An 11,977-nucleotide genomic window follows, 5' to 3' on the forward strand; every position below is an offset into this window, starting at 1 on the left:
AACTGGCTTAGCCGGCGTAGAGGGCGTTGATCTCGTCGGCCAGGATGGCGATGCCGCGCCGCACCAGCTCCTCGCTCTGGGAGTAGTTGAGGCGGATGCACTCCTGGCTGTGACGCCACTCCGGGTCGTCGATGCCAGGGAAGAAGTAGTGGCCCGGCACGATCAGCAGGTTCTTCGCCTTCAGTCGCTCGTACAGCTCCTGACAGTGGATCGGCAAGCCCTCGAACCAGAGCCAGAGGAAGAGGGCGCCTTCCGGCTTGTGGATGTGGAAGCGCGGATCGGGGATCGCTTCGCGCAGCAGTTGCACCGCCAGCTCTGCCTTCTGCTGATAGAAGGGCTTCACCACCTGTTCGCTGAGGGCGATGATCTCGCCGCTCTCGATCATCGGGATGGTAATGGCGGGGCCCAGACTGCCCGGTGCCAGATTGATGATACCGCTCAGGTTGGTGATGGCCTGAATGATCTTCTCGTCGGCGATAACGATACCGCAGCGAGTGCCCGGCAGGCCGAGCTTGGAGAGGCTCATGCAGAGGATGGTATTGGCGTTCCAGAACGGCTTGGCCTCGCTGAAGATGATGCCCGGGAAGGGGACGCCGTAGGCGTTGTCGATCAGCAGCGGAATGCCCTTGTCGCGGGCAATCTGGTCGAGGTGTTCGATCTCTTCGTCGGTCAGCACGTTGCCGGTGGGGTTGGTCGGGCGGGAGACGCAGATCACCCCGATGTCGTCACCCACCTGCAGGCTCTCGAAATCCACGTGGTACTTGAACTGGCCATCGGCCAGCTTCTCGATGGTGGGCTTGTAAGCCACGAAGTAGTCGTCTGCCAGCGCCGAGTCGGCATAGCCGATGTACTCGGGGGCGAGCGGGAACAGCACCTTCTTCTTGCGGCCATCGGCAAATTCGCCCGCCAGCAGGTTGAACAGATAGAAGAAGGCGTTCTGGCTGCCGTTGGTCAGGGCGATATTGCGGGCCGAGATATCCCAGCCCAGCTCCTTGCTGAGCAGGGCCGCCAGCGCCTTGGTGAACCTGTCCTTGCCCTGGGGACCATCGTAGTTGGCCATCGCTTTGACCAGCTCGCCGTTGTCGAGCAGGCTCTTGGCCTCGGCCTGAAAGCGTTCCAGCATGGCGGGGATTGGGGCCGGATTGCCGCCACCCAGCATGATGGCGTCCGGATTGGTCAGCCCCTGATTGAGGTCATCCATGAGTTGGGTAATACCGGCGTGGCGAGTGAACTTCTCGCCGAACAAGGAAAATTCCATTCGGTGACAGATCCAGAGTCAGTTACGAAGATGTAGCACCATAGCTCAGTTTAAAAGCGGGTGTCGATCAAAATAACGGGACGTTCCACGTGGAACAACAGACAAAAATTAAGCGTGGTGAAAATGACTACTTGTTGGTTCAATCCTGACTACAGGATGTTTTCCAATTGGGGCTATTTATCATCTGAAAACAATTAATTTAAACAAAATCATGTCGTTATAGATGTGGCACAACAATTGGAATAGCTATCTGGTCATCTCAACCACACCGGAGCACACCAGATGAAAATCCTGATCGCAACCTTGATTGCCAGCAGCCTGAGCCTGAACGTGATGGCCGACGAGTACCCCAGACCCGAACTGGACAGCGCCAAGCTGGCGCAGGAGATAGCGGCCCAGCAGCAGCAGGCCTCCCATGCGGTGGTGGAGGAGGCGATCCACAACCTCAAGCCGCTGGCGCTGGAGACCCTGGTGGTGGAGGCGAGCTCGGCCGATGCGACTCACCCCGAGAGTTGAGATAGCGCAGCGGGGTCTGCCCCGTGTGTTGTCTGAAGAAGCTGATGAAGGCGCTGTCGCTGGCGAACTCCAGCGTTGCCGCTACCCGGCTGATGGGTTCGGCCTCGGCCAGCAGTTCCAGCGCCCGCAACAGTCGCCACTGCTGGCGCCAGGCCTGGTAGCTCATGCCGGTCTCTCGCATGAAGATGCGACCTATGGTCTTGTCACTGGCACCCACCCGTTCGGCCAGCCGGTTGAGCCGATCGGGCAGGGTGTCGCCCCGCTTCACTTCCTGCAGCCAGCCGGCCAGACGCGAGTCTGACGGCAGCGGTAACTGCCAGGATTCTCGCGGCGCTTGCGCCAGCTCCTCCTGCAACAGCGCCAGCGTGCAATGCTGCTCCGCTGCCGGCTTGTCCCACGGCCAGATCGCCATCCGCTCGATGATCTCCCGCAGCAGCGGGTTGACCGCCAGCACCGCCATTTCGGTCGGCAAGCCGTGCTCTGGCTGGAAGTAGAGGGAGCGATACGCCACCACCCCGCGCATCAGCACCCGATGGGGCAGGCCTGCCGGCAACCAGGCCGCTCGCGTCGGCGGCAGCAGGCAGACCTGATCGTCCAGCTCTATGGTCATGCAACCGGCCTGGGCGAACAGCAGCTGATGGCGCCTGTGCTGATGGCGGCCGGAGTCGTGCCAGCCGAGAGCGGAGGCGATCCCGATGGCGCTGCCATCGTGCTGATCCGGGTCAAAAGGGTGATCGGGAAGAATAAAGGCCATGTGTCCGATTATTGATGTTTATAGTCCTGCTTATTGTAATCGGACAATCGGCGTCACTCTAGAATGACGGCCTCTTGTGAAGGAGGTTTGTCATGAACAACAAGTTGCCACCGCTCTGGCTGGTGGTCGGATTGATGATGTTTCCGCAGATAGTGGAGACCATCTACAGCCCGGTGCTGACCCATATCGCCAGCCAGTTTCGGGTGAGCGAGGGGCAGGCATCCCAGACCCTGTCGGTCTATTTTCTGGCGTTTGCTGCGGGCGTGGTCTGCTGGGGCCGACTGTGCGATCTGGTCGGGCGGCGTCCCGCCATGCTGGCGGGGCTGATGACCTATGGCACCGGCACTCTGCTGGCATTGCTGGCCACTCAATTTGAAACCCTGCTGCTGGCCAGGGTCATTGCGGCCTTCGGCGCCGCCGTGGGCTCCGTGGTGACCCAGACCATGCTGCGCGACAGCTATCAGGGCAGCGATCTGGCGCGGGTTTTTTCGGTGATGGGCATCGCGCTCTCCCTCAGTCCGGTGCTGGGGCTGGTGAGCGGCGGCCAGCTGGCGAGCGGGTTCGGCTATCTCGGGGTATTCAGTGCACTGCTGGTATTGGCCGCCGGATTGCTGCTGGTCACTTGCTGGCAACTGCCGGAAACCCGGCCGGCCATCACCCAGCGGGCAGCGCTCTGGCCGCTGGCACAACGGATGGTGCGTGATGCAGCCTTGTGGCGCAGCGCCGCACTGGTGGCGCTGTTCAACACCATGCTGTTTGGCTACTACAGCCTGGCTCCCTTCCTGTTTGCCGGGCTGGGGTTGAGTGCGGGCGAGTTCGGTTACTCCGGCATCTTGCTGGCGCTGGCGACCCTGGGGGGCAGCCTGCTCAACAAGCGCCTGCTGGGGCGTGGCTGGTCGCCTTCCTCGCTGATCCGGCTTGCTGCCGCGTTGGCGCTGGGGTCCGGCTGGCTGGTGTGGGCCAGTCAGACTTCGCTCTGGTTCCTGCTGCCCATGATGGGGGTGGTAGTGGCGTTCGGGCTGGCGATCCCCAATGTGCTGAGCCAGGCGCTGCTGGCCTATCGGGAGGTGGCAGGCAGTGCCGGTGCCCTGTTCGGGCTCGGTTACTACCTGTTGCTCAGCCTGGGGTTGGCGGTTGCCGCCAGTTTGCAGGATCTCGGTCTGCTGCTCGGCGGCTGCGGTCTGTTGGCACTGTGCTGTGGTTGGCGTCGTTCCACGTGAAACATCAGCTGCCGATAAAGCGGTAACCGATGCCGGATTCAGTTTCGATCAGCGTGGGTTGCTGGGGATTATCTCCCAGCTTCTTGCGCAGGCTGGCGATGACGATGCGCAGGTAGTGGGTGTCTTCCTTGTGGCTCGGCCCCCAGATGTCGTTGAGCAGCTGGGTCTGCAGCACCAGCTTGCCGGGGTGGCACACCAGTGCCTGCAGCAGGGCGAACTCCTTGCGGGAGAGGGGCACCTCTTCTTCCCCCAGGGTGACCCTGTGGCTGCTGCTGTCCAGGGTCAGCCCGCACTGGGGGAAGTGGCGCTGCTCGCCGCTGCTGACCCCGGCCCGCTGGCGCAGCAGCACCCGGATGCGAGCCATCATCTCGCCGATGCCGAACGGCTTGCTCATGTAGTCGTTGGCGCCCGCATCCAGCAGTCGCACCTTCTCCTGTTCCGAATCCCGCGCCGACAGCACCAGTACCGGGTGCTGATGGTGCTCGCGAATGGCCTGCAACACCTGAATGCCGTCTCCGTCCGGCAGGCCGAGGTCCAGGATCACCAGATCGGGATTGAGGTGGCGATACTGCGCCAGCCCCTCGTTGACGCCGACCGCCTCGCTCACCTGATGCCCCTCGGCGATCAGGCTGATCCGCAAAAAACGGCGGATGGCCGCCTCGTCGTCGATGACCAGTATGTGAGCCATTCAGCCTCCAGCTGGATAGAGTAAAAATGTTCAGGCCGCGGCTGCATTGAGAGCCAGCGGCAGGGAGATGCGCATGCAGGTGCCGTTGCCGTTGGGGCCGGAAAATGCCCAGATGCGGCCACCGTGGGCCTCTATCATAGCGCGGGAAATGGCGAGGCCAAGCCCGGTGCCGCGGCTGCCGCAGTCGCCGACCGGCTGGGTGTAGAACAGATTGAAGATCTTGTCCCGATCCGACTCGGCGATGCCGACCCCGATGTCAATGATGTCGAGGATGAGATCGGGGTCCGCCAGCATCACCTTGAACTCGATGGGGGTGCCGGCCGGCGAGTAGCGGGAGGCGTTGTCGAGGATGTTGACCAGCACCTGCTCGATCAGGGCACCGTGCACATAGAGGCGGGGGATCTGCTGATCGAAGTGCACCAGCAGCTTGTGCTGGCGCCAGGAGGAGTCGAGCCGGCGGCGGGCGTTCTCCACCAGATCCGCCAGGTCGACCCAGTCCCGTTTCAGCTGGAAATCCGGCGAGCCGATGCGGGTCATGTCCAGCAGGTTCTGCACATAGCTGTGCAGGCGGCGCGCCTCGTCCTGCACCGAGTGCAGCAGCTCGCTACGGTCTTCGCTGCTGATCCGGTCACCATATTCCAGCAGGGTGCTGCCGGCCCCCATGATGGTAGCCAGCGGCGTCTTCAGATCGTGGGAGACCGAGGAGAGCAGGGCGGCGCGCATCCGGTCGGTCTCCGCCTGCAGCTGGCTGTCGGCCAGCCGTTCGTTGAGATCGATCCGGGCCAGCGCGGCGCGGATATCGGTGAGCAGGGCCTGCAGCTGATGCTCGGCCGAAGAGGCGAGCGGATTGGCCAGCACTATCCCCAGCACCAGTTCATCGCTGAGGTGGTGGTACTGGGCCTCGGCCGCGTTGAGGGTGGCGGTGTGGGCGCCGGCGCTCTGTTTCTGGGCCAGACACCAGTCGATGGCCGCCTTGTCGGTCTGCCCCGGCTTGTGCTGGGTCGAGCCGGCCCTGTGCTGGTAGTGCTGATCGAGGGCGAACACCGGCTGGCCCAGCGCCAGCGAGATGGCCTGGGATCCCTGTCTGAGCACCTCTTCCGGGCTGCTGGCGGTGGCCAGCCCCTGGCTCAGCGACAGCAGGGCATTGCCCAGTTGCTGGGTCTCGCGCAGGCCGATCAGCTGTTGGCGCTGACGGGAGGCGAGCCGCCCGGCCGTGATGCCGACGATCAGCAGCACGAACAGGGTGAGCAGATCGCTGTGGCTGGCCACGCTCAAAGAGAAGTAGGGGGCGGTGAACAGCAGATTGTGGCCGACGAAGCCCAGTACGGCGGCCAGGATGGCGGGCATCAGGCTGGTGGTGAGCGCGGTGGCCAGCACCCCCAGCACGAACAGCATGGGCAGGGAGGCGGGCGGCAGCCAGTGGGAGAGGCCCCAGACGGCGGCCGAGGTGGTCCCCATGATGGCCACCGCCAGCAGGCTCTGGCGAATGTCCTTGGGGTGGAGCGGCTGCAAGCCCAGGCTGGGCTTGCGCTTCTCGGTATCCACCAGCGTGATCTCGAGTCCTTGCGCCTGCTTGAGCAGGTGTTGCACCAGCGAGCGACGCCAGGGGGCCTTGTGGGGTTTGCCCAGCAGCAGTTGCGACACCTGCTGCTGCTCGGCGGTCTCCAGCAGGGTGTCGGCCACCGCCGGGCTGGAGAGGGTCAGCACCTTGGCCCCCAGCTGGGAAGCGAGCGCCAGTGCCTGCTCCAGCTCGACCGAACGCTGCCCCTTGCTGTCGATGTGCACCACCAGCCAGGGCAGCTGGCGGCGCTGGGCGAAGCGGTGACCGTAGCGCACCAGGGCGGCGCCGTGCTGATCGCCGAGGCAGACCATCAGCTTGCCCCGCAGCGGCAGAGTGGTCTTGCCGGCCGCCTGCCACTGCAGTTGCAGATCCCCCTCAACGTGGCTGGCGGCGGTCTGCATCGCCAGCTCGCGCAGGGCTGTCAGGTTGTTGAGGGAGAAGAAGGACTGCAGGGCGGCCTTGGCCTGATGGGGCACATAGACCTTGCCCTCCTTGAGGCGGCCGAGCAGCTCCTTGGGGGGGAGGTCGATCAGCACCAGGCTGTCGGCTTCCAGCAGCACCTGATCCGGCAGGGTCTCCTTGACCCTGACCCCGGTCAGCTGCCACACCAGATCGTTGAGGCTTTCCAGGTGCTGCACGTTGAGGGTGGTGTAGACGTCGATGCCGGCGCCCAGCAACTCCTCCACATCCTGCCAGCGCTTCTCGTGGCGGCTGCCGGGGGCGTTGCTGTGGGCCAGCTCGTCCACCACGGCGATGGCGGGCTTGCGGGCCAGCAGGCCGTCCAGATCCATCTCCTCCAGCCGCTGCTGGCGGTGCAGGTGCAGCTTGCGCGGCTGGATGGCGAGCTTGTCGAGCAGGGCCAGGGTCTCCTGGCGGCCGTGGGTCTCCACCACCCCGATCAGGATGTCGACCCCCTCCTTGGCCTGTTCCCGCACCGCCTGCAGCATGGCGTAGGTCTTGCCGACGCCGGGGGCGGCACCGAGAAACACCTTCAGCTTGCCCCTGTGCTCCTGTTCCAGGCTCGCCAGCAGGGCGTCCGCCCTCACCTCATCACGCATCCCCGTGCTCCCGTTGCATCGGCCGAACCGCGGCCGTGACCTCATTGCTCATGCTTGTCCCCGTTGTCGAAAGGGAGCCTGTCCCGAACGGCAAGGAGCGCCCTCAGGCGCCCTTTTGATGATCGAGTTGCAGGTTCAACTGGAGAATGTTGACCACCTGCGGGCCAAGGATACCAGCTTGTGCCGCCGACTTGACCTGCTCCGTCAGCTGAACGGGATCCAGCCCGCGTTGCCCGGCGACCCGCTCTACCTGAGCCAGGGCTGCATCGATCGGCAGATGGGGATCGAGGCCGGAGGCGGAGCGGGTCAGCAGGGCGGGGACCCTGGCTTCCGGCTGCGCCCTGGCCGCCGCAGCGGCAAACTCGGCCCGCAGCGGCGAGCTCATCCCTAGGTTGCTGGCACCTCCGCCTATGGTGGCGAAGTCGCTGGCGGAGGGGCGGGAGTGGAAGTAGTCGGCCCGCTCGAACTTCTGTGCCAGCAGGGCGCTGCCGACCACCTGCTGTTTGGCGTTGGTGAGCAGGCTGCCGTTGGCCTGCCAGGGGAAGAGCAGCTGGGCCAGCCCGGTGACTGCCAGCGGATACGCTACCCCCAGCAGCAGGGTCAGGGTCAGCAGGGTTCTGATTGCGATCATGTTTCTTTGCTCCAAAAGATTGATGGGGTACAAGCCATGCCTGCACCCCGCTATGTAGTTACACCAGCCCCAGGCCGGTGATGACCAGGTCGATCAACTTGATACCTATGAAAGGCACTATCAGGCCGCCGACGCCGTAGATCAGCAGGTTGCGGCGCAGCAGGCTGGCGGCCGAGCCCTGCAGGCTGACCCCGCGCAGGGCCAGCGGCACCAGCGCGACGATGATCAGGGCATTGAAGATGATGGCCGACAGGATGGCGCTCTCGGGGCTGCCCAGCTGCATCAGATTCAGCACTCCCAGCTGCGGATAGGCGGCGATGAACAGGGCCGGCAGGATGGCGAAATACTTGGCCACGTCGTTGGCGATGGAGAAGGTGGTCAGGGCGCCGCGGGTCACCAGCAGCTGCTTGCCCACCAGCACCACGTCCAGCAGCTTGGTGGGGTTGGAGTCGAGATCCACCAGGTTGCCCGCCTCCTTGGCGGCCTGGGTCCCCTCGTTCATGGCCAGCCCCACATCGGCCTGGGCCAGCGCCGGTGCGTCGTTGGCGCCGTCCCCGCACATGGCGACCAGCCGGCCGTCGGCCTGCTCCTGACGGATGTAGGCCAGCTTCTTCTCCGGTGTCGCCTCGGCGATGAAGTCATCCACCCCGGCCTCGGCGGCGATGGCGGCGGCGGTTAGCGGGTTGTCACCGGTGATCATCACGGTGCGGATCCCCATGTGGCGCAGGATCTGGAAGCGGGCCTTGATGCCCGGCTTGATGATGTCCTTGAGGAACACCACTCCCAGCAGCTTCTCGTGGGTACAGACCAGCAGCGGGGTGCCGCCCTGGCGGGCGATGTTGTCCACCGATTTGAGGATGAGCTCGGGCACCGCCTTGCGATCGAGCGAGAGGTAGCGCAGCACCGCATCCACCGCCCCCTTGCGATAGTGATGGCCGTTGCGATCCAGCCCGCTCAGCCGGGTCTCGGCGCTGAAGGGGATGAGGATGTCGCTCTCCAGCTGGCTCGGTCTGGTGTGGCTCTTGCCCGCCAGGGTCAGGATGGATTTGCCCTCCGGCGTGTTGTCACCGAGCGAGGCCAGCATGGCGGCCTGGGCCAGCAGGGAGGGGTCCACGCCGGGGGCCGGGATCAGCTCGTCCGCCATCCGGTTGCCGAAGGTGATGGTGCCGGTCTTGTCCAGCAGCAGGGTGCGCACGTCGCCGGCGGCCTCCACCGCCCGGCCCGACTTGGCGATCACGTTGAGCTTCACCAGCCGGTCCATGCCGGCGATGCCGATGGCGGAGAGCAGACCGCCGATGGTGGTCGGGATCAGGGTGATGAACAGCGCCAGCAGATAGAGTCGGGGCACCTGGGTGCCGTTGTAGTCGAGGAACCAGGGCAGGGTGGCCACCACCAGCAGGAAGATCAGGGTCAGCCCCACCAGCAGGGCATCCAGCGCCATCTCGTTGGGGGTCTTCTGCCGCTTGGCTCCTTCCACCAGCGCAATCATGCGATCCAGCGTGCTTTCGCCCGGGTTGTTGCTGATGTGCACCCAGATCTGGTCGGAGACGACGGTGGTGTTGCCGGTCACGCCGCTGCGGTCGGTGCCGGACTCGCGGATGACGGGGGCGGATTCGCCGGTGATGGCCGCCTCGTTGACCGAGGCGATGCCGGCGACCACTTCGCCGTCGGCCGGGATCATCTCGCCGCTGCGCACCAGCACCAGATCGCCCTTGAGCAGGCTGGTGGCCGGTACCCATTCGCCCTTGTCATCCTGTGGGCTGGTGACCCGACGAGCCTTGAGCTGGCTCATGCCGGCCTTCAGGCTGTCGGCCCGCGCCTTGCCACGCCCCTCGGCCAGGGTCTCGGCGAAGTTGGCAAACCAGAGGGTGAGCCAGAGCCAGGCGGTCAGCTGCCAGGCCAGCGATGGGGCAACGCCGGAGAGCGGCTGCCCCAGCAGCGACTCCAGGGTCGCCATCACGGCCGCCAGCCAGAGGGTGAACAGGATGGGGCTGCCAAACAGCGCCCTGGGGTTGAAGCGATAGAGGGCTTCCACCATGGCCTGCAGGATCTGTGATTTCTGTTTCTTGCCCTTCACCTGAATGGTGTCGGTGCTCATTGAAGCGGACTTGCTCATTGGAAAGCTCCCTGCATCGAATAGTTGGTCACGCAGATCAGTCGGATGTGCAGCATCAGAAGGCACCTCCCAGCAGGCTCAGGTGTTCCGCCACCGGGCCCAGCGCCAGTACCGGCAGGAAGGAGAGACCCCCCATCAGCAGCACGGTGACGATCAGCAGGGTGATGAAGAGCGGGCCGCTGACGGGGAAGTCCCCCTCGCTTCGCTCCTGGCGCGGGGCACGGGCCAGCTGGCCGGCGATGGCCAGCACCGGAATGATGTAGCCGAAGCGGCCGAGCAGCATGGCCAGCCCGATGGCGATGCACTGCCAGCTGTCGGCTGCGGCAAAGCCGGCGAAGGCGGAGCCGTTGTTGCCGGCGGCCGAGGCGTAGGCATAGATCAGCCGTGACAGACCGTGGGGGCCGTCGTGACCGATGACGGTGGCGGAGTCCGGCATCAGCAGGGTAATACCGCCGATCACCAATACCCCGACCGGCATCACCAGCATGCTGGCGACCACCCATTTCATCTCGGTGATGCCGAGCCGCTTGCCCAGATAGGTGGGGGTGCGCCCCACCATCAGGCCGCACAGGAACACGGTCAGCAGCACGAACAGCATCATGCCGTAGATGCCGGCCCCGACGCCGCCGAACACCACTTCACCCAGCAGCATGTTGATCATGGCGACCATGCCGGCGAGCGGGGCGAAGCTGTCGTGCATGGCGTTGACCGAGCCGTTGGAGGCGGCGGTGGTGGCCACTTCCCAGATGCTGGACAGCACGGGGCCGAAGCGGCTCTCCTTGCCTTCCCAGTTGCCGGCTTCGCTGGTGAGGTGGGCGAGGGCCGGATCCGGTTTCAGCTCCTGACCGATGGCGAGGCAGAGCCCCAGCACCAGCATGATGGTCATGGCGATGAGGATGGCGCGACTGTGAGCCAGATCCTTCACGTAGCGACCCAGGGTGCAGACCATGGCGGCGGCCAGCGTCAGCAGGGCGACCATCTCCAGCCAGTTGGAGAGGGCGGTGGGGTTCTCGAACGGATGGGCCGAGTTGATGCCGAAGAAGCCGCCGCCGTTGGAGCCGAGCTGCTTGATGGCGATCTGGGAGGCGGCCGGGCCGAGCGGCAGCAGCTGCTCCTGGCCTTCCAGCGCGTGGAACGGCAGGTAGGCCGACAGGCTCTGGGGCACCCCCTGCCAGACCAGCAGCAGCGCCAGGATCAGCGCCATCGGCAGCAGCACGTAGAGACAGAAACGCACCAGATCCTGCCAGAAGTTGCCGAGGTGGGTGGTCTGCTGGCGGGCGATGCCGCGAAACAGGGCGATGGCGACGGCAGCGCCGGTGGCGGCGGAGACGAAGTTCTGGGTGGTGAGCCCCACCATCTGGCTGAAGTAGGAGAGGCTGGCTTCGCCGGAGTAGGCCTGCCAGTTGGTGTTGGTCATGAAGCTGACCGCGGTGTTGAAGGCGAGTTGCCAGTTCAGCCCGGGCAGCTGCTGCGGGTTGAGGGGCAGCAGCCCCTGCGCCAGCAGGATCAGGAACAGCAGGCCGAAGCCGGCGCCGTTGAAGGCCAGCAGGCTGAGGGCGTAGGACTTCCAGTCCTGCTCGCGCCCGTCCGTGCCGCAGCAGGCCAGGGTGGCGCGCTCAAGCGGGGCCAGCCAGCGACTCTTGCCTTCAAATACCCGATACAGGTAGTTGCCAAGCAGAGGCGCCGGCAGCAGCACCAGCAGCACGAACGCGACGGGATAGATGATCTCTTGCCACATATCCGGTTCCTCACTCATGGGTGCGCGCGAGGGCGCACAGCAGATAACCCGCGAGGGCGAGGACCAGCAGCAGATATAGCCAATTCATAACGACTCCGTTGAGGTAATTAGCGTCAGGGATCGATGCATATCCGTGTCGATCCCATAGGTCTTATTGACGCTGAAAGGGTATGTAAAACGGGCGTAAAGGCGCCATAAAGCCCGATTTGGCTGGCGTAAAATCGGCGTAAAAATGAAGGGATGGGCAGTGGGATGGGTGGGGCGCGATCAAAAAACCCGGCTTAGGCCGGGTTTGGTAGCAATTGACTGAGGCTGGTCTGATAGTGACAGGCCAGCTTCAAACATGCTTATCGCATCGTCACAAACTACCTACACAGATTGACTATGAAATAAATCTGGAAATCGTTGTATGGTAGGGCTTAGTGGCCTTTTCCAGA

Annotated in this window: 9 protein-coding genes; 2 read left to right on the plus strand and 7 right to left on the minus strand. The window is 64.5% G+C overall.

The annotated features are described in order from the left end of the window. Window positions 1-7: 7 nt before the first annotated feature. The gene (locus PG899_RS21495) at window positions 8-1,258 is read right to left on the minus strand and encodes a valine--pyruvate transaminase (protein WP_045788723.1); all 1,251 of its coding nucleotides are present in this window, start codon (window positions 1,256-1,258) and stop codon (window positions 8-10) included. Window positions 1,259-1,540: 282 nt separating this feature from the next. On the opposite strand from PG899_RS21495, the gene PG899_RS21500 reads away from it, so the two are divergent. Then, window positions 1,541-1,774 (plus strand): hypothetical protein, encoded by a 234-nt coding sequence (locus PG899_RS21500; protein WP_016348875.1) that lies wholly within the window; start codon window positions 1,541-1,543, stop codon window positions 1,772-1,774. Here PG899_RS21500 and PG899_RS21505 read toward each other — a convergent pair. Beyond that, the gene (locus tag PG899_RS21505) at window positions 1,704-2,528 is read right to left on the minus strand and encodes an AraC family transcriptional regulator (protein WP_077097152.1); all 825 of its coding nucleotides are present in this window, start codon (window positions 2,526-2,528) and stop codon (window positions 1,704-1,706) included. The genes PG899_RS21500 and PG899_RS21505 overlap by 71 nt on opposite strands. A 92-nt stretch (window positions 2,529-2,620) precedes the next feature. On the opposite strand from PG899_RS21505, the gene PG899_RS21510 reads away from it, so the two are divergent. Continuing rightward, window positions 2,621-3,748: a multidrug effflux MFS transporter gene (locus tag PG899_RS21510; protein ID WP_077097154.1), complete on the plus strand. Its 1,128-nt coding sequence runs from the start codon at window positions 2,621-2,623 to the stop codon at window positions 3,746-3,748. Between the two features lie 4 nt (window positions 3,749-3,752). Here the strand turns inward: PG899_RS21510 and PG899_RS21515 are convergent, their stop codons facing one another. The 5 genes from PG899_RS21515 to kdpA form a co-directional block, all read right to left on the minus strand. Beyond that, a complete protein-coding gene (locus tag PG899_RS21515; protein WP_011704058.1) occupies window positions 3,753-4,436 on the minus strand; it encodes a response regulator in 684 nt (227 codons plus the stop codon). Window positions 4,437-4,466: 30 nt separating this feature from the next. Then, window positions 4,467-7,055: a sensor histidine kinase gene (locus PG899_RS21520; protein ID WP_017410498.1), complete on the minus strand. Its 2,589-nt coding sequence runs from the start codon at window positions 7,053-7,055 to the stop codon at window positions 4,467-4,469. A gap of 103 nt (window positions 7,056-7,158) precedes the next feature. Beyond that, window positions 7,159-7,686 (minus strand): potassium-transporting ATPase subunit C, encoded by a 528-nt coding sequence (locus tag PG899_RS21525; protein ID WP_077097156.1) that lies wholly within the window; start codon window positions 7,684-7,686, stop codon window positions 7,159-7,161. Window positions 7,687-7,744: 58 nt separating this feature from the next. Beyond that, on the minus strand, window positions 7,745-9,802 hold the full coding sequence (gene kdpB / locus PG899_RS21530; protein WP_024946250.1) for a potassium-transporting ATPase subunit KdpB: 2,058 nt from the start codon (window positions 9,800-9,802) through the stop codon (window positions 7,745-7,747). A gap of 55 nt (window positions 9,803-9,857) precedes the next feature. After that, complete coding sequence (gene kdpA / locus PG899_RS21535; protein ID WP_041216162.1) at window positions 9,858-11,540, minus strand: potassium-transporting ATPase subunit KdpA; 1,683 nt, start codon at window positions 11,538-11,540, stop codon at window positions 9,858-9,860. Between the last annotated feature and the right edge of the window lie 437 nt (window positions 11,541-11,977).

The organism is Aeromonas sp. QDB39 (assembly GCF_027707585.1).
Classification (GTDB): Bacteria; Pseudomonadota; Gammaproteobacteria; order Enterobacterales; family Aeromonadaceae; genus Aeromonas; species Aeromonas hydrophila.